General features: G+C 44.5%; 15 protein-coding genes. 12 read left to right on the top strand and 3 right to left on the bottom strand.

Annotated features, from left to right (window positions below):
• Positions 1–257 precede the first annotated feature (257 nt).
• The 9 genes from SPSPH_RS20780 (at position 258) to SPSPH_RS20740 (ending at position 10,026) form a co-directional block, all read left to right on the top strand.
• Positions 258–1,580 (top strand): TIGR00366 family protein, encoded by a 1,323-nt coding sequence (locus tag SPSPH_RS20780; RefSeq protein ID WP_075756112.1) that lies wholly within the window; start codon positions 258–260, stop codon positions 1,578–1,580.
• Positions 1,581–1,725: 145 nt separating this feature from the next.
• Positions 1,726–2,679 (top strand): 3-hydroxyacyl-CoA dehydrogenase family protein, encoded by a 954-nt coding sequence (locus SPSPH_RS20775; protein ID WP_075756111.1) that lies wholly within the window; start codon positions 1,726–1,728, stop codon positions 2,677–2,679.
• Between the two features lie 191 nt (positions 2,680–2,870).
• Positions 2,871–4,838, top strand: coding sequence for a methyl-accepting chemotaxis protein (locus SPSPH_RS20770; RefSeq protein WP_075756110.1), 1,968 nt, complete (start codon positions 2,871–2,873; stop codon positions 4,836–4,838).
• A 219-nt stretch (positions 4,839–5,057) separates the two neighbouring features.
• On the top strand, positions 5,058–6,197 hold the full coding sequence (locus SPSPH_RS20765) for an acyl-CoA dehydrogenase (RefSeq protein WP_075756109.1): 1,140 nt from the start codon (positions 5,058–5,060) through the stop codon (positions 6,195–6,197).
• Between the two features lie 20 nt (positions 6,198–6,217).
• Positions 6,218–7,003: an electron transfer flavoprotein subunit beta/FixA family protein gene (locus tag SPSPH_RS20760; protein ID WP_075756108.1), complete on the top strand. Its 786-nt coding sequence runs from the start codon at positions 6,218–6,220 to the stop codon at positions 7,001–7,003.
• Positions 7,004–7,016: 13 nt separating this feature from the next.
• Positions 7,017–8,213, top strand: coding sequence for an electron transfer flavoprotein subunit alpha (locus SPSPH_RS20755; protein ID WP_075756107.1), 1,197 nt, complete (start codon positions 7,017–7,019; stop codon positions 8,211–8,213).
• 47 nt (positions 8,214–8,260) lie between these two features.
• Positions 8,261–9,046, top strand: a complete 786-nt coding sequence (locus SPSPH_RS20750; protein ID WP_075756106.1) for a short-chain-enoyl-CoA hydratase — start codon at positions 8,261–8,263, stop codon at positions 9,044–9,046.
• Positions 9,047–9,186: 140 nt separating this feature from the next.
• A complete protein-coding gene (locus SPSPH_RS20745) occupies positions 9,187–9,339 on the top strand; it encodes a hypothetical protein (protein WP_158027067.1) in 153 nt (50 codons plus the stop codon).
• A 249-nt stretch (positions 9,340–9,588) separates the two neighbouring features.
• Positions 9,589–10,026, top strand: a complete 438-nt coding sequence (locus SPSPH_RS20740) for a VOC family protein (protein ID WP_075756105.1) — start codon at positions 9,589–9,591, stop codon at positions 10,024–10,026.
• Positions 10,027–10,394: 368 nt separating this feature from the next.
• Here the strand turns inward: SPSPH_RS20740 and SPSPH_RS20735 are convergent, their stop codons facing one another.
• Positions 10,395–11,345: a 3-hydroxyacyl-CoA dehydrogenase family protein gene (locus tag SPSPH_RS20735; protein ID WP_075756104.1), complete on the bottom strand. Its 951-nt coding sequence runs from the start codon at positions 11,343–11,345 to the stop codon at positions 10,395–10,397.
• Positions 11,346–11,358: 13 nt separating this feature from the next.
• Positions 11,359–12,183 carry a 3-keto-5-aminohexanoate cleavage protein gene (locus SPSPH_RS20730; protein ID WP_075756103.1) on the bottom strand — a complete coding sequence of 275 codons (825 nt, stop codon included), beginning with the start codon at positions 12,181–12,183 and terminating at the stop codon, positions 11,359–11,361.
• A 284-nt stretch (positions 12,184–12,467) separates the two neighbouring features.
• Here SPSPH_RS20730 and SPSPH_RS20725 point away from each other — a divergent pair, with 284 nt between their 5' ends.
• The 3 genes from SPSPH_RS20725 to SPSPH_RS20715 all read left to right on the top strand — a co-directional run bounded on the left by SPSPH_RS20725 (position 12,468) and on the right by SPSPH_RS20715 (position 16,527).
• Positions 12,468–14,003: a sigma-54 interaction domain-containing protein gene (locus SPSPH_RS20725; RefSeq protein ID WP_198930927.1), complete on the top strand. Its 1,536-nt coding sequence runs from the start codon at positions 12,468–12,470 to the stop codon at positions 14,001–14,003.
• Between the two features lie 259 nt (positions 14,004–14,262).
• Positions 14,263–15,594: a short-chain fatty acid transporter gene (locus SPSPH_RS20720; RefSeq protein WP_075756102.1), complete on the top strand. Its 1,332-nt coding sequence runs from the start codon at positions 14,263–14,265 to the stop codon at positions 15,592–15,594.
• A gap of 99 nt (positions 15,595–15,693) precedes the next feature.
• Complete coding sequence (locus tag SPSPH_RS20715; RefSeq protein ID WP_075756528.1) at positions 15,694–16,527, top strand: methyl-accepting chemotaxis protein; 834 nt, start codon at positions 15,694–15,696, stop codon at positions 16,525–16,527.
• Positions 16,528–16,604: 77 nt separating this feature from the next.
• Here the strand turns inward: SPSPH_RS20715 and SPSPH_RS20710 are convergent, their stop codons facing one another.
• A complete protein-coding gene (locus SPSPH_RS20710) occupies positions 16,605–17,705 on the bottom strand; it encodes a glycerol dehydrogenase (RefSeq protein WP_075756101.1) in 1,101 nt (366 codons plus the stop codon).
• Positions 17,706–17,972: the final 267 nt, after the last annotated feature.

Here is a 17,972-nt window from a genome sequence, read left to right as displayed (position 1 = left end):
TAGTCAATTGCGCAAATTTTTGCGCAGTTGGCTGCTTTTTAATGTGAATAATTTGTCAAAAAAATGTAACGTTTAGTACAAATTCGAGTATTCAGCGTATTTGGCATATTACTTGCAACTAGTAAGGAATGAAAGTTTGATCAGAGCCATATCGTGGGGGAGGTGCAAACATTTCAATACATGTAAACAACCATGTTGTAATGATAATGGCAGATCAACGGTATATGCAAACTACATACAGGAGGAGATAAGGATTTATGATCAAGACAATTTCACGGTTTCTCACTCTAATGGTTCAGCGTTATTTGCCTGACCCGCTTGTTTTCGCAATATTCCTGACGATAATTGTATTTGTCTTAGGTATTGCCATAACGCCCAACGGTCCCTTGGCAATGGTTAAAATGTGGGGCGACGGTTTCTGGAACTTACTTGCATTTTCTATGCAAATGGCCATGGTGCTCGTGACCGGACACGCACTGGCAAGCTCGCCGCTATTGCGCCGGGGCATGAGAAATCTTGCCGGCGTTGCCGCTACTCCGGCTCAGGGCGTTATGCTGGTGGCCTTTATGTCGGCGGTGTGCAGTGCCATTAACTGGGGTTTCGGTCTGGTTGTCGGCGCGCTATTTGCCCGTGAGGTAGCCCGCAGGGTTGCGGGGTCCGACTACCGTCTGCTTATTGCCAGTGCCTATATTGGTTTTATTACCTGGCATGGCGGTATGTCCGGCTCAGTACCGCTGGTTGCCGCCACCAAAGGCAATCCGATGGAAGCGACAATTGGTCTTATTCCCATTAGCCAGACGATATTTACCCCGTACAATATTTTTATTACCCTGGCCCTTATTGTAGTAGTTCCTTTTCTGTGCAAGTCGATGCTGCCAAAACCTGAGGATGTGGTTGCCGTAGATCCCAGCCTGCTGGCAGAAGAGCCGCCCACGTCAAAGGTTTTGGGACCAAACGCCTCCTGGGCTGAAAGAGTTGAGGAAAGCACCTTTCTGGCGATACTGGTTGGTGCTCTCGGATGCGTGTACCTTGTGATGTATTTTGTCAAGAATGGATTTAATATTAACGTTAATACCGTAAATTTGATTTTTTTCACCGCCGGTATTCTATTGCATAAAACGCCAATGTCCTATATGCGGGCCGTGGTAAATGCCGCCCGTGGCACTGCCGGTATTTTGGTTCAGTTTCCCCTGTATGCGGCCATTCAGGTCATGATGGAGCATTCCGGCCTGGGCGGCATTATTACCAACTGGTTTGTCAATATATCTACCAAAGATACTTTTGCGGTGCTGACCTTCTTCAGCTCAGGTCTGGTTAACCTGGCGGTTCCGTCCGGCGGCGGCCACTGGGTTGTTCAAGGACCGTTTGTCATGCCGGCTGCCCAGGCCCTTGGAGCTGATCTGGGGAAGGCGGCTATGGCCATTGCTTATGGGGAGGAATGGATGAATATGGCGCAGCCGTTCTGGGCTCTGCCTGCCCTGGCTATTGCCGGCCTAGGCGTGCGTGACATTATGGGCTATTGTGTTACCGCTTTAATTTGGACGTTGCCAATCTTCCTCATCGGGCTGCATTTTCTGTAATTGCCGGGTAACCGCTTTGTAGCTGTTCTAATAATGCACATTTCTTTATCTGGTTAGCACTAACCGGATAAAGAAATGTTGTGCATTGGCATGTTTTTTGCGATAAAAGGTTATAAGCAATAGTAGACAAATAGGGGGAATTTGGATGAAAGTCGAAAACATCAAAACTATATGCAACTTGGGAACCGGGACCATGGGGTTTGGAACAGCCGTAATGTTTGCGATGGCAGGCTATCATGTAAAAATGTATGGACGTTCTGACAAGAGTGTTGACAGAGGTTTTGCGGGAGTGAAAGCCGCTCTGGCAACTTATCAGGAAAACGGCCTGGTAAAAGCAGCTGATATTCCGGCAATTATTGCAAAGATTGAAGGTGTTACCACCCTTGAGGAAGCAGCAGCCGATGCGGATTTCGTTATTGAATCTATTGCCGAGGAATTGCCAATTAAGCAGGAGGTATTTACCAAGCTCGATAAAATATGCCGGCCCCATACTATTTTTGCCACAAATACATCTGGTTTGAGTCCGACTAAGATTGCAGAGGCAATTGGCCGTAAGGATAAATTTGTGGTTGCCCACTTCTGGAACCCGCCGCATATTGTTCCGTTGGTCGAAGTGGTGCCAGGTAAGCATACCTCTCAGGAAACTGTGGATGTAACCTGGCAGTTGATGGAGAAGATCGGGAAGAAGCCGGTCGCTTTAAACCGTGAGGCGCTGGGATTTATCGGCAACCGCCTGCAGCTTGCCTTGCTGCGTGAAGCTTTATATATAGTAGAGTCAGGTATTGCCAGTAAAGAAGCGGTTGACACCACTATGAAGTATAGTCTGGGAAGGCGTTTATCTACGACAGGGCCATTAGAAAGCACTGATTTGGGCGGGTTAGACATCTTCTACAACATCTCCGGTTACCTTCTGGAAGATCTGTGCAATGACACGAAGATTTCGCCGCTGCTCAAAGCAGCTGTGGAGCAAGGCAAGCTGGGTGCCAAAACAGGAGAAGGTTTCTATACCTGGACGCCTGAGGCATTGGCCAAAATTAAAAAAACTCGTGAGACTATTCTGCTGGAATGGCTTCATAAAGATAAAAAGATGGAATTTTAAAGACAAGTAGTGACTTCAGTCTGCAGTCCGACTGCAGACTGAAGAATTAAGTTATTTCTGTGTGGCGGAACTATGAGCTTACAAGTCACAAAAGAACAGGTATTAGAAGTTGTTAAACAATATGAGCAAATATAGCAGCTATCCCCAAAACTCAGCCCCGATTAAATTCAATAATCAAAGGGGAAAAGAATGTGAGAAGTATTCGATTCATTTTTGTATTATTAACCATTATTGTACTGGTAATAACATCAGGAATTTTAACGGTTGTCAATTATACCAAAACACATGATGTAATTATTCAAAGCGTGGAGCAGAACCTGACAGATACAACAAAAGTCGCGGCAAATGAGATTAGCTATTGGCTGCAGATACGCAAAGCCGAAATGGAGGCCATAGCAAACTCACCAATATTAGTAAGCGGTGATCGGTCGGCGATTATTTCATACTTGTTAACGGAAAGCAAACGTATGACGTTATACAGCAGCTTTTGGGTATCAGATCCTCAGGGAGTCTGGTATTCTCCTGCCGGAACCTCCGGCAGCATTAGTGAACGAAGTTATTTCAAAGAGCTGCTGGCAACCGGTAAAACGGTCATTTCCGATCCGTTGATTGGGAAGGCCGATGGGAAAATGGCTATCGTAGTGGCCGTTCCAATAATAAATAATGGTCAAATAGTCGGTATATTAGGTGGTAATGTCAAGATCGACGAATTACTTCAGGTAGTGAAATCCATCCAAATTGGTCAGACAGGCTATGCGACATTATATCAGTTTGACGGTACCGTTGTGGCAGATAAGGATGAAAATAAGATTTTAAAATATAATGCCCTCCAGGATGAAGGCAGTGCACTTGCAGGCATTATTAAAAAAATCCAGAATGAGGAAGCCGGAATTCAAGCTATTACAGAAAATAACAGGGACAAATATGTTGCCTATTCGGCTTTGCCAGGCGTGAAGTGGGCTATTATTTCTACAGCATTTACCGACGAATTTAAGGGACCGTTACTTTCTATAGGCATGTGGTCAACTGGTTCGGCCGCTGCTTTGGTAGTGCTGGCAGCCTTTATTGTTGCATTAGTAACGCGGCGCATTGTACAACCTTTAGAGCAATTGCAAGGTGTTGCAGAAAAAATTGCACAGGGAGATTGCACCACTGTGATTGCTGTTCAGGAAAAAAATGAAATTGGCAATTTAGCTGACTCTTTCCGGGCAATGACGGTAAATATTCAAAACCTGATTGGACATATTCGGAATTCGTCATTGCAGGTGGCCTCATCCTCAGAGCAGCTTACTTCAAGTGCTGAACAATCTGCGCAAGCGGCTGCCCAGGTCGCCGGGGTTATTAATGAGGTAGCGCAAGGGGCGGAGATTCAGGCTAGAACCGTGGATAAGGCAAATGACGCGGTTGCAACGATGGTGGCAAGTATACAGCATGCGACCGGAAGTGCCGGCAGTGTCGTTACGGTTGCCAATCAGGCAACCAGTGCGGCCCAGGAAGGTGACAAGGCAGTACATATAACGGTAACCCAAATGAAACAAATAGAAATTGCTGTAGATAATGCCGCACAGGTAGTCGCTAAATTAGGGACGCGCTCCACAGAAATCGGACAAATTGTTGATGCTATTTCCGGTATTGCCGGGCAGACCAATCTATTGGCACTTAATGCTGCTATTGAGGCAGCTCGCGCCGGTGAGCAAGGAAAAGGGTTTGCCGTAGTTGCCGAAGAGGTAAGAAAATTGGCAGAGCAATCTCAAAATGCTGCTAAGCAAATCGCGCAATTAATTGGAGAAATTCAGGAAGATACCGCTCAAGCCATTGCTTCTATGGATGCAGGTACCCGCGAGGTCAAAGTAGGAACTGAGGTTGTCCATTCTGCAGGTCAGGCATTTAAGGAGATTGTCAGGCTTATTGAGCAGGTATCCATACAAGCCGATGGAATTACTGCAGATGTCGAACAAATGGAACAGGGCAGCCGGGAGCTGGTTTTTTCTGTACAAGATATTGAAAAAATTAGTAAAAATACATTAGGTCAGACACAAAGTGTTTCGGCTGCCACGCAGGAACAATCGGCCTCGATGGAGGAAATTGCCGCTTCCAGCCAGGCGTTGGCACGAATGGCAGAAGAATTACAAAAAACAGTAGAAAAATTTAAGGTATAAGCTCAAAACTGATGATGTTTTGCATCATACAGCTGATAATTTTCATCAGTGAAAAGATGTGATTTTTCAGGAAAATCTTGTTTAGGTGATGAATATTTTCATCAATATCCCTAAAAGGTGATTTTACTTAACATTCAATTGCTGAGTTTTTATTGGCATGATTTTTGCGATAGCATGTTAAGTATGCTCATAATTTATTTACAAAGGAGATGGAGTTTTATGCAGTTTCAACTTACAGAGGAACAAAAAATTATGCAAAAGTTAGTCCGTGATTTTGCTGAAAAGGAAGTAGCGCCAGGGGCGGCTGAACGTGATGAGAAAGAGGAATTTTCCCGGGAGATTGCTGACGCAATGGGAGAAATGGGTTTTGCAGGTATTTGTTTTCCGGAACAATACGGTGGCGCTGATGCCGACGTGTTAAGCTACATCTTAGCCGTAGAAGAATTATCCAGAGCTGATGCCGGGGTCGGCATTACTTTATCGGCCACTGTTTCGCTATGCGCCTGGCCAATCTTTAATTTCGGCACAGAGGAACAAAAACAGAAATATCTTGTTCCCTTGGCCGAAGGCACAAAACAAGGTGCTTTTGGTTTAACAGAACCTAATGCGGGAACCGATGCGGCTTCACAGCAGACTGTGGCCGTATTGGATGGCGACAATTATATTTTGAACGGCAGCAAGATATTTATTACCAATGCCGGTGAAGCAGAAATTTACATTGTTTTTGCTATGACGGACAAAGCAAAAGGCGTAAAAGGGATTACGGCATTTATCCTGGAAAAAGGCATGCCCGGATTCACTTTCGGTAAGAAGGAACATAAAATGGGCATACATTCTTCTCTAACAAATGAGTTGATTTTCCAGGATGTAAAAGTGCCTAAGGAAAATATGCTGGGTCAAGAGGGACAAGGCTTTAAAATTGCGATGGCTACCCTTGACGGCGGACGCATTGGGGTTGCAGCCCAGGCGCTGGGAATCGCACAAGCAGCTCTGGAGCATGCTGTGAAATATGCTAAGGAACGCGTACAATTCGGCAAGCCCATTGCCAACAACCAGGCCATTGGTTTCATGCTGGCCGATATGGCAACAAAAGTAGATGCTGCCCGTCTGCTGGTTTACCGTGCCGCTTACCTGAAAGATCAAGGCTTGCCTTATTCACAGGAAGCTGCTATGGCAAAAATGTATGCTTCCGATGCGGCTATGGCGGTTGCAACCGATGCAGTGCAGATTTTTGGCGGCTATGGTTACAGCCGGGAATATCCGGTAGAACGGCTCATGCGCGATGCGAAGATTACGCAAATCTATGAAGGTACCAACCAAGTGCAACGCATGGTTATTTCCGGCAGCTTGTTGCGGTAAGAAATAGGAGGGTTTATCCAATGAAAATTGTTGTTTGTGTCAAGCAAGTGCCTGACACCACCGAAGTAAAAATTGATCCGGTTACCAATACGCTTATCCGTCAAGGGGTACCAAGCATCGTTAACCCTTTTGATAAAAATGCGGTAGAAGCGGCTTTGCAATTAAAAGAGAAGCATGGCGGCAAGGTCACTGTTATTACCATGGGGCCGCCCCAGGCTAAAGCTGCTCTTAAAGAATGCCTGGCAATGGGTGCTGATGAAGCCTTGTTAATTAGTGACAGAGCTTTTGGCGGCGCGGATACTTTGGCTACCAGCTATACACTGGCCTGCGCCATAAAAAAACTGGGACACATAGACATGATTATCTGCGGCAAACAGGCGATTGACGGTGATACTGCCCAGGTAGGGCCCGAGATTGCCGAACATCTTGGTTTGACCCAGGTAACCTGTGTTTCCAAAATCGAAGTGGAAGGCAGCACTGTCAAAGTTGAGCGGGAACACGAAGAAGGCTATGAAATCATTGCAACGAAGATTCCGGTTTTGCTTACGGTGCTGAAATCCATTAACGAACCAAGACTCCCGACGGTTAAAGGAACCATGAAAGCTAACCGCAAAGAAATTCCTACCTGGACAGCCGGTGATATGGACGTTAATCCGGAGCAGCTTGGCCTTAAAGGTTCACCCACCCAAGTACGCCGCATCTTTACCCCGCAGCAACGCGTACAGGGGGAACTTATCCAGGCTGGTTCGGCTCGTGAAGCCGCAGCCAAGCTTGCTGGCAAATTATTAGCAGCAAAGATTGTATAACGGAGGCATTGACATGGCGGTAATAATTGATAAAGAAGATTGTATTGGCTGCAGTGCATGCATAAGTTCCTGCCCCTTTGGTGCAATGGTTATGGAGGATGGCAAAGCCTGCATAACCGATGCGTGCACCGTGTGCGGAGCATGTGTTGATGCATGTCCTGTAGGTGCAATTACCAAAGAAGCCCAGGCAAGCTCGGTAAAAATTGATAAAGAAGCTTATACCGATGTATGGGTATTTATCGAGCAGGTGGAAGGCGAAATCAGAAATGTAAGCCATGAACTTTTGGGTGAAGGCCGGAAATTGGCTGACGCCAAAGGGCAAAAACTGGCCGGAGTGCTAATCGGTGACGGCGTGGAGGCGCTGGCTAAGCAAGTGTTTGCCAGCGGCGCCGACAAAGTGTACTTGATAGAAGCTCCTGAGTTAAAACAATATAGTACTGATGGCTACACGGCTGTATTTACTGACTTAATTAATACTTACAAACCATCGGTAATTCTTATCGGTGCAACTAACGATGGGCGTGATCTTGGTCCCAGAGTGGCCTGCCGGGTTGGCACTGGCCTAACTGCAGATTGTACCGATCTTGGCATTGATGAGCAGACCGGACTTGTGGCCTGGACGCGACCTGCTTTTGGCGGCAATATTATGGCCACAATTCTTTGCCCTGAGCATCGTCCGCAGATGGGGACTGTACGGCCGAAAGTATTTAAGCGGCCTGAACAGGATTTTGCGCGCAGCGGAGAAATTGTGCGGGTTGCAAGCAAGGTAAGGAGCCAGGATATCCGTACCGAGCTGCTTGACCTTGTAAAAGTTTGTACAACTTCCTGCAACCTGGAGGAAGCTGAGGTTATTGTTTCCGGCGGGCGGGGAATGTGCAAGCCTGAGAACTTTTGTCTGATTGAGGAACTGGCTAATGTTCTTGGCGGTGTTGTCGGAGCATCCCGTGCTGTTGTCGATGCCGGCTGGAAGCCGCATTTCCACCAGGTAGGACAAACCGGAAAAACAGTTGGCCCCAAGGTTTATTTTGCCTGCGGTATTTCCGGTGCTATTCAGCATGTAGCCGGCATGTCATCATCGGATGTGGTAATTGCCATCAATAAAGACGCCGATGCACCGATCTTTAAGGTTGCGGATTACGGCGTAGTTGGTGATGTAATGGAAATTTTGCCTGCTTTAATTGAAGAATTTAAAAAGGTCAAGGCAGGCTAGGGTGTTTGTCCGGTAAGAAAGCAATTTTGCAACGGGAGGTGTCAAGGGTGACAACATATAATAACGTACTGTATCAAACTGACAATGGGATTGGAATGATTACCTTAAACAGGCCGAAGGCGTTAAATGCCCTGAACTCTGAGCTTCTGACAGAATTGAATGGTCTGCTGGATGAGATTGCGCAGGATGATAGTGTGAAAGTAGTAATAATTACCGGCAGTGGTGATAAAGCCTTTGTGGCTGGCGCCGATATTGCAGAAATGCAAAATATTTCGCCGCTGGAAGGGCGGGCCTTTGGGAAATTTGGCCAGGCTATCTTCAATAAGCTGGAAAATATTCCGCAGCCGGTAATTGCGGCTGTTAATGGTTTTGCCCTGGGTGGCGGTTGCGAGCTGGCTATGGCCTGTGACATACGCATAGCATCAGACAAGGCTAAATTTGGCCAGCCTGAGGTGGGCTTGGGGATTGTACCGGGATTTGGCGGAACGCAGCGCTTGCCACGGTTGATTGGTAAAGGCCGGGCCAAAGAACTGCTGTATACTGCCGATATGATTAATGCGGAAGAAGCTTACCGGATTGGATTGGTTAATAGAATTGTTGCTGCTGAAGAATTGCTGAGTACGGCTAAAGAACTGGCTGAAAAGATTATGGCACGCGCGCAGGCAGCTGTTCAGTTGTGCAAAGCGGCGGTAAATACCGGCATGGATACCGATTTGGAATCCGGTATTGCTTATGAGGCGGAAGTTTTTGGCTTATGCTTTGCCTCTGCTGATCAAAAAGAAGGTATGAGTGCATTTATAGGAAAGCGGAAACCGAATTTTTCCAATAAATAAGTAAAAAGCTCAAAATAAGTGACCTCAACTTCTAACCAGGAAAATACTGGGATTATTGCTAAATAGGTGCTGTTTAATCCATGATATGGTAATTGTCTTAATTAAAGTGAAGCTGTATACTGGCGGTAGGAGGTGGCAGTATGCAGAAGCAGGAAGCAGTTGCTGCTCGCCTTACTCTTTTGGCTAATTCAATTTGCAGGAAGTGTCTGATGAGTGAGGCTTGCGACGGTATCCCAATGTGCGGAGATATTAAGCTATTGAAAGAGGCCGCAAAACTCCAGGAAAACCACTGATATCTTTATGAGTTGCACCCGCTTGGGTGCAATTTTCTTTATTTGTTGTTTGCGGACGGTGAACCTTGAATAATCAGAAGCCTCATGTTATATTATATATGTTAAGTTCATATGGGAGTGGATGAGGCCTGGAGCATGTTAGCAATGGAAGCATAATTTTGCCTGTGGGCAAGGTTATGCTTTTAAAAATTTGCGCAGGAAAATTACCACCACTAAGCCGGGAGGCTGGTTATACAGGGAGGGCTACTTATGAATAGAATTAATCTTATTGCATTAGGTGTGCGTGACATTAAAAAATCCCGTGCTTTTTACCGGGATGGACTGGGATTTGCTACATGTAATAATGAGGAAGATCCACAAATTGTATTCTTTAATAATGGCGGTACAAAACTCGAATTATATCCACTTGAGGAATTGGCAAGAGACATTAACGAAGCCAATCCTCCCGCAATTAGCAACGGCTTTTCCGGAATTACCTTAGCCTATAATGCCAAGAGCAAAGAAGAAGTCGATAGCATATTCAGCAAGATTGAAGGTATCGGTGGCAGTATCGTCAAACAACCACAGCTCGTCTTTTGGGGCGGATATAGTGGCTATTTCAGAGATCTGGACGGGTATTATTGGGAAGTGGCCTATGCAGACTCATGGAAGTTTGATGAAAATGACATGCTGATTATAGAAGGATAGTGGTTACATCGGTGAGCCGATCATAGACAGTATAAAACGAATTCCTAGATAGGCCGCTTCTAATTCAAGTAAACATCCAAATGAGTACCCTGATTTGAAAAAGCCAGGGTACTTTTTTGCTTCTTGGCTATTTATAATTTCGTTTTCGCACAGCCTTCTGCTACTCCTTGACATACAATCGGTGATTTTACTTTACCATTAGAATGTTGAGTTATTATTGGCATAATTTTTGCAATAGCATGTTAAGAATACTCATACATATTTTACAAAAGAGATGGATTTTTATGCAATGAAAAGTTTATACGTTTTTCCGATAATAAAAACAGGTGCCACATGAGCGTAGGCACCTGCTTGGTATTGGCGAAGGGTTATTTTTGCGTATAGTATTCCGATGCTTTAAGCTGGTGAATTAGCTTTTTCATAAACTCCTTCTTAATACCGGGAATTTCATCCGGGTTATATTTATAGAAACCCTCGCCGGATTTAAGGCCAAGTTTCCCCTCTGCTACCTTTTGTTTTAAGAGGTCATTGGCCTCCTTGCGATTGTCCATTTCTTTCAGGAGATTATTGCCGACGATGCACCAGATATCAAGTCCCCCAAAATCGGCAACTTCCAGTTGTCCGGTGGTTGCGTAGCGAAAAGCCGGTCCAAATTTGAGTGCTTTATCAATGTCGGCAGGTTCGGCGACTCCCATTTCGATCAGGGAGAAAACCTCGCGGGCAACACCTTGCTGGATGCGGTTGGCAACCAGGCCGGGAACATCTTTAAGCACTTTGACGGTTTGTTTCTTAGCAGTGGCAAACATGGCTTCCACTTCGTTATAAATATCTTCCGGCATGTTGCCAAAGCAGGACAGTTCCACAATTGGCATTAAATGTGCAGGGTTATACCAGTGATTAACAAGCATGCGTTGCCGGCGTTCCGGGGGAACCAGTGCCATCATGCCATCAAGGGGAAGACTAGAAGTATTGCTGGCCAAAATAGTGTGTTTTGGACAGAATTCATCAAGCTGCTTAAAAAGATTTTGTTTAAGCTCCAGATTTTCGGGAGCGGCTTCGATTACAAAATCTCTGTCTTGAACTGCTTGACGCAGGTCGCCATAGGTTTTAATTCTGGCAAGAGTGGCTTGTACGGCCTCAGGCTCAATGAAGTGTTCTTCAACTAATAAGGCAAGTTCATCGGCTATATCAGTCAGTGCTTTTTTTAGCTGGTTCTCGTAAGCATCATATAAATTTACATTGTAGCCATACATGGCAAAGGATAAGGCAATACCGTGCCCCATAGTACCTGCGCCGATGACACCAATATTCTGTATCATGTTTTTCACCTGCCTATTTCTTTTTTAGTCCCAAAATTTCTCTGGCCTCATCGGGCGTAGCGACTTCTTTGTTGGCTTCTTTAATTAAGCGGGCAGCGCGGGAGACAAATTGGGCATTTGAGGCTGCCAACTGTTTTTTTGCATAATATACATTATCTTCCATGCCTACGCGAATATGACCGCCTAAGGCGAGGGTTGCAAACAGAATCGGTAGATGACCTTGTCCGATACCGAAGGCCGACCAGGTTGAATCCTGGGGAATTAAGCTCTTGAGGTATACGAGGTTTTCCACTGTGGCTGCAGTGCCGCCTGCGGCTCCCAAAACAAATTGGAAGTGTGCGGGCGCCGCAATAACGCCTTTTTTCATATAATAGAGGGTGTTATAAATCATACCTGCGTCAAAAATCTCGATTTCCGGTTTTACGCCATTTTCAAGCATGGTTTTACCGAGATTTTCTAAAAATTGCGGAGGATTAAGGAAGAGTCCGCTGTGCATCCAGTTCATAGAACCGGCATCATAGGAAGCCATTTCCGGTTTTAATTCAATAAAATGCGCCATCCTGGTCTCGTCAGTCGCGTGTAAATCACCCGAGGTGGTCAGGTTGAGGATAATGTCGCATTTGCTCCTGATAAGCCCGACTGTCTCACGGAACTTGTCTTTGGACATAGTGCCGTTGCCATTTTCATCCCTCATGTGCAGATGGGCCACAGCAGCGCCGGCCTGCCAGCATTCATAGACATCGTTGGCGATTTCTTTAGGTGTTAAGGGAATGTTAGGATTATGCTCTTTAGTTGGAAAAGCACCTGTTGTTGCAACTGTAATAATTGTTTTGTTCATGATAGTTCACCTCATAAGTTTTTTTGTTTTTTTACTGTGGTAGCGATTCCCGGGATCGCCGCCGTAACAATGGCTGCCAATTTTTTTGGCTTGTGGTACTGCATGCGTATCCTTGTGTGGTGTTGTAAGGCTCAATAAAAACATAAAGCAATTTTCGTGCCAAAAGTAAAAAAAGAGGAGGTTGTTTAAAAAACGTTACATTTTTTGCTGAGCGAATTATTATTAAAAAAGACACACGGCTATTATTACGGCAACTTTCTAAGGCCATACAGGAGGTGGAGGCGTTGAAAAATAAAATAGAAAATAGAGAAGCTGTTTTATTAGAAAATTTGGTAGAAAAAATTCAAAAAGCTGATTTGGAAACGGCGATATGCCAAGAGATTGTTGGCAGTTTGCAGAAGGTGTTTAGTGAGCTAGCTGACCTTAGAGATATTGGCGATTATTTGTATGATGGAATTTATATCACTGACGGTAAAGGAAAGACTTTGTATGTAAACAAGGCATATACCAGAATTACCGGTATTCGAGCTGATGAAGTAGTCGGAAAATATGTCGATGACCTGTTGGCTGAAGGCGTTTATGTAAATGCAGTAACACCGGAGGTAATTCGCTGCAAAAAGCAAGTAAACGCTGTGGGGGCAAGTCTGAAGAACAGGACGAAAATGCTGATTACCGGAATTCCCGTTTTGGATGCGAAGGGTAATGTTAAAAAAGTCGTGACCATTGATCGGGAAATCACCGAATTATTACAAATGAAAGACGAACTGGAAGCGTCCCAAAAAAAGATGAAAGCAGTGGAAAAGGATAAGGTGAGAAGTGCTTTAGAAGTGGAACACCTTAGAAAGCTGCAGATCAATGATAATATGATTGGCAACAGCCCGGAGACTCATAAAGTTATGAAACTCATTAGGCAAGTGTCCGATCTTGATGTTACTGTACTGATAACAGGAGAAACCGGCTCAGGCAAAGAGGTGGTTTCCAATGAAATCTATGCACACAGTACGCGCAAGAAGGGGCCATACATAAAGGTTAATTGTGCGGCAATTCCCGCCAACCTATTGGAAGCAGAACTTTTTGGCTATGCCAAAGGCGCATTCACAGGCGCAATTAGCTCCGGTAAAATAGGATTGTTTGAATTGGCAGATAAAGGGACAATATTGCTTGATGAAATCGGTGATATGCCCATGGAATTGCAGTCGAAGCTGCTAAGAGTAATTCAGCATAAGGAAATAACCCGCATTGGTGGTACTAAACCTATTAAATTGGATGTACGAATTTTGTCGGCAACCAATTGTGATCTTAAAGAGCTTGTGAAACAAGGGCGGTTTCGCGAAGACTTGTACTACCGGCTGCATGTATTTCCGATACATATTCCGCCGCTGCGGTCACGGACGGAAGATATTGAGACCTTAGCCCGGCATTTTTTTGGAATATACAATGCAAAATATGCAAAAAATGCTGCTTTGGATAAGAAGGGATATGCAATTTTGCAACAGTATTCATGGCCGGGAAATATTCGCGAACTGCAAAATATAATTGAAAGACTTGTTATTATATCAGAACCAAATGGAACCATTAACAGTGAACAATTAGGTGCTTTGTTAAATATAAACCCGGCCTATGTGGCTGAACTTGATGTCGAAGCAATGGGGCTAAAAGAAATTGTTAATAATGTCGAGAAAAAGACCATTGAAAAGGTATTGGCTCAATATGGCAGTACGAGAAAAGCTGCTCAAGTATTAAAGGTTGATCAATCAACCATTGTAAAAAAAGCCAAAAGGCTCGGAATTGTGTTAAAAGATGAAAAGATGCATCACTAGTGATGCATCTTTTCATCTTTTAACAATAGCTCGGAGGCAAGGCAGTAATGGAGTTCATTCAATTCTTTTGATGAATATTGTCATCAAAAGAATTGAATGACACCGAATTTTGTCACAATAGAATAAGTTTTTTATATTGGCATGATTATTGCGAAAGAATTAAGTGTGGAGTTGAAGGCTACATTGTTAGAAAGTGAGGAGAAAGCAATAAAAGATAGATTTGGCATTCTAAAATAACACAGAAGAATGGAGTGGGATAATGATAAATCGCATACTTATGTTCTTTGTAAATTTGATGCAAAAGTATTTGCCGGATCCGTTTACCATTGTTTGGATTATTACTTTGTTTGTTGGTGCGCTGGCTATATGTATAACGAATAAATCGCCGTTGGAAGTAGTTGAGTACTGGGGTAAAGGCTTTTTTGATATCTTAGCTTTTGCTATGCAGATGTCTTTGGTTTTGATAACCGGCTATGCTTTGGCTTCAGCGAAAATTGTACGCAAGCTGCTGCAAAAGATTGTACTAATTCCGCGTACGCCAAAACAAACTATATTATTTATTGGTTTTGTCTCAATGGGCCTGTATTATCTTAACTGGGGACTAGGATTGATTGCCGGTGGTTTTTTGGCTCGCGAAGCGGCAAAACAGCATACCGATACTGACTTCCGCGTATTGGTAACAGCCGTATTTTCGGGAATTATCATAACCCATGGGGGGTTATCGGCTTCGGTTCCGCTGGTCATTAACACCAAAGGCCATTTTCTTGAAAGTCAGATGGGACTTGTTCCGTTAACGCAGACTATATTTCACCCCCAAGCATTATTTATCACAATTACTTTGGCAATTCTAATCCCCATCGTTTGTATGTTTATGCTTCCTAAAAAAGAAGATACCGTTATCGCCGATCCGGCGTTATTTCAAGATGAAATGGATTTGGATGCAACTGCTTCCGGTTCTGAACTGCAGTTGGCAGATAAAATGGATCAAAGTCCTATTCTCAACTATACGTTGGGATTAGCCGGTCTTGCTTATCTTATTGCCTACTTCATGAAAAATGGATTTAACCTTAATGTTAATATTTTGATTTTTATGTTTATTGTATTAGGCATATTGGCTCATGGTACTTTGTATAATTATGCTAAGGCTATCAGTAAAGGTACTTCTACTGCCAGTGGAATTATTCTGCAATTCCCCTTTTATGCCGGTATTATGGGCATTATGCATGGCAGTGGATTGGTTCATGTTATTTCTGACGGCTTATTAAGTATTGCTACCTATGATACTTTTGAACTGGCCTGTTATTTTTCATCGCTGATTATTAGCATATTTGTTCCTTCCGCTGGCGGTCACTGGGTCGTTCAGGCGCCGTTTATGCTGCCTGCAGCAGCAACCTTGGGAGTAGAGCCTTGGAAGGTTGCGATGGGGGTAGCCTGGGGCGAAAGCATTTGGAATATTGTTTGCCCGTTCTGGGCTTTGCCGCTGCTTGCTATCGCTAACATGAATCTCCGTGATTTAATGGGATTTTCTGTACTTTTGTTCATCATCGGCAATATAGTTGCAATTGCAGGTATTCTTTTAATACCCCATTAAAGAGTAGTTATTTGGATTAAAATAGAAAAATCCTCCGCCTGGGGGGATTTTCTATTTGGCCATAGTTCTGCCAGCAAAATGAGAAAGGATTACCGGTTTATGACAGACACAGAATTGCTGAATTGTTTTCTCTATGTTGCCCCTCTTTTGCCCGATTTGCTGCCAAATGATTTTTGCGTTGCCGTTACTGACAGAGAAAAATATTTATTAGCAAAACCAAGCAAAAAAATTAATTTGAACATTTCCCCAGGAACCTTATTAAAACCTGGAACATCGGTATTTACTGCTATGGCGGAAAATCGACGGGTTGTTGTCAAGGCTGATAAGTCTCTTTTTGGTGTTCCGTATATCGCTTATGCGTACCCAATTATCAATAAAACTGGGGAAGTAATAGGCTGCATATCGGTTGCCGAGCCGGTTGACCGCCAGGAAAACCTAAAAAAAATGGCGGAAAACTTAGCGGACAGTATCAGTATGCTGGCCAGTACCTCAGAAGAGATTTCGGCACAAGCACAGGAGATTGCCGCTGTTAGTAACAAGTCTTCCCAGAGGATGAGCGAATCAATGAAATATGTTCAGGAAACTGAGGCTGTATTAAATTTGATAAAAAATATATCAACCCAGACCAACCTTCTGGGGTTAAATGCGGCTATCGAAGCGGCCAGGGTTGGTGAGCAGGGCCGTTCCTTTGCGGTGGTTGCTGCGGAAATACGCAATCTTGCGGTTTCGTGTGCCGAGTCGGTAAAAAAAGTTGAGACAGTGGTCAAGATGATACAAGCCGACAGTGAGGAAAACTATCGCCAGGTTAACAGCATTGAAAATATGATCGGTCAGGTATCTGGTGCTATAACTGAAGTGGCCCGAGAAGTTGAACAGGTGAATATAATGGCTGGAGAACTTGATGGGTTAGCAGTAAAGTTATTTCAGGAGTAGCATCAATAAAAAGTAAAAGCATTATTTGTCTAAAAAAGACGACAAATAATGCTTTTACTTTATAGATAATATTGTGGTTACTTTTGTTTCAGATAAGCATTGCCAATTGCGTCGGCGGCCAGAATGGCAGCATAAACAGTGTTGGGGCTAACGCTAAAAGGCTGGTTATGGATGGTTTCGCCAGGAGCGCAGGTCGCCTCGGCTACCTGACGGATTTTTTCCGGGGTGATCTGTTCGACACCGATTTCTTTAAGGGTAACAGGCAGGCCAACAGATTTGCAGAAATGCAGTACTTCCTCCAACTCGCGGGATGAGCGATTTTCAAGTACTAATTGGACAAGCGTACCGAAAGAAACCTTTTCGCCATGATAGGCATGATGGGTTTCCGGCAATACGGTCAAGCCATTGTGTACTGCATGAGCTGCTGCAAGACCTGAACTTTCAAAACCAAGTCCGCTCAGCAGTGTGTTAGCCTCTACTACTTTTTCCACAGCCTCGGTGGCGACACCTTGTTCCAGTGCTAATTTGGCATGTAAGCCGTATTCGATTAAAATATCATAACAGAGCTTGGCAAGACACAGGGCGGCGGAGGTGGATAAGCCGCCGGGGAGATTGCCGGCAAAGGCTTTGGCGCAGGCATCGGCTTCAAACCAGGTAGCCAGTGCGTCGCCCATTCCTGATACAAACAGGCGGACAGGAGCCTGAGCAATAACGGCAGTATCCACAAGTACCAAATCAGGATTTTTCGGCAATACCAAATAGGAATCAAAAACTCCTTCCGGGGTGTAAATGACAGATAAAGCGCTGCAGGGTGCATCGGTTGCAGCAATTGTCGGAACAATAGCAACCGGGATTTTTGCTGTGTACGCGGCGGCTTTAGCAGTATCCAGTGCTTTGCCACCACCGGCGCCAACGATGATATTAACATCATTCTGCCTGATGTTGGCTACTATCCGGTTGATTTCGGGTTGTGAGCATTCGCCGCCAAAGTGTTCAATGATATAGCTGACCTTGTGTTCTTTAAAACTGGTTTCCAGCACTTTTTGGATGGTGTCAAGGCCGCGTTTGCCACCAAGGACTAAGGCTTTAGTTCCCAGACCGGCAACATGTTTGCCGATGTCATCCAGAGCGCCGGCGCCCTGTACATAACGGCCTGGAGAAATCATGATTTTGTTCACATAAACCCCTCCTCTTTATTTCGAAAGGCTATATACTGACTTTAACTAGTAGTTTCACTTTGGCGGGCAGTTACCTGCCGGTAATTTTGCTCTAATAAGGTAGAATTTTGCTGTTTAATCATTTGCTGATTATGCAACTGCCAATTAGGAGTTTAAAGTCTGCTGGCAAAAGCGCAGTAACCGTTATTGCCGGTTTATTCCCGGCTGTTCAAAGCCTACTGTGGCAGCAGAAGAGGAATCGTGCGCCATGAAAGCGAATAAATGCGC

The organism is Sporomusa sphaeroides DSM 2875, from assembly GCF_001941975.2.
In the GTDB taxonomy this organism is placed as follows: Bacteria; Bacillota; Negativicutes; order Sporomusales; family Sporomusaceae; genus Sporomusa; species Sporomusa sphaeroides.
The sequence above is the reverse complement of the archived record's forward strand: the minus strand, read 5'-3'. Positions and strand labels throughout refer to the sequence as shown.

Excerpts from the sequence above, each read along its gene's own strand:
- SPSPH_RS20780 (WP_075756112.1), top strand. The coding sequence starts at position 258 with ATGATCAAGACAATTTCACGGTTTCTCACTCTAATGGTTCAGCGTTAT.
- SPSPH_RS20775 (WP_075756111.1), top strand. The coding sequence starts at position 1,726 with ATGAAAGTCGAAAACATCAAAACTATATGCAACTTGGGAACCGGGACC.
- SPSPH_RS20765 (WP_075756109.1), top strand. The coding sequence starts at position 5,058 with ATGCAGTTTCAACTTACAGAGGAACAAAAAATTATGCAAAAGTTAGTC.
- SPSPH_RS20760 (WP_075756108.1), top strand. The coding sequence starts at position 6,218 with ATGAAAATTGTTGTTTGTGTCAAGCAAGTGCCTGACACCACCGAAGTA.
- SPSPH_RS20755 (WP_075756107.1), top strand. The coding sequence starts at position 7,017 with ATGGCGGTAATAATTGATAAAGAAGATTGTATTGGCTGCAGTGCATGC.
- SPSPH_RS20745 (WP_158027067.1), top strand. The coding sequence starts at position 9,187 with ATGCAGAAGCAGGAAGCAGTTGCTGCTCGCCTTACTCTTTTGGCTAAT.
- SPSPH_RS20740 (WP_075756105.1), top strand. The coding sequence starts at position 9,589 with ATGAATAGAATTAATCTTATTGCATTAGGTGTGCGTGACATTAAAAAA.
- SPSPH_RS20735 (WP_075756104.1), bottom strand. The coding sequence starts at position 11,345 with ATGATACAGAATATTGGTGTCATCGGCGCAGGTACTATGGGGCACGGT.
- SPSPH_RS20730 (WP_075756103.1), bottom strand. The coding sequence starts at position 12,183 with ATGAACAAAACAATTATTACAGTTGCAACAACAGGTGCTTTTCCAACT.
- SPSPH_RS20720 (WP_075756102.1), top strand. The coding sequence starts at position 14,263 with ATGATAAATCGCATACTTATGTTCTTTGTAAATTTGATGCAAAAGTAT.
- SPSPH_RS20715 (WP_075756528.1), top strand. The coding sequence starts at position 15,694 with ATGACAGACACAGAATTGCTGAATTGTTTTCTCTATGTTGCCCCTCTT.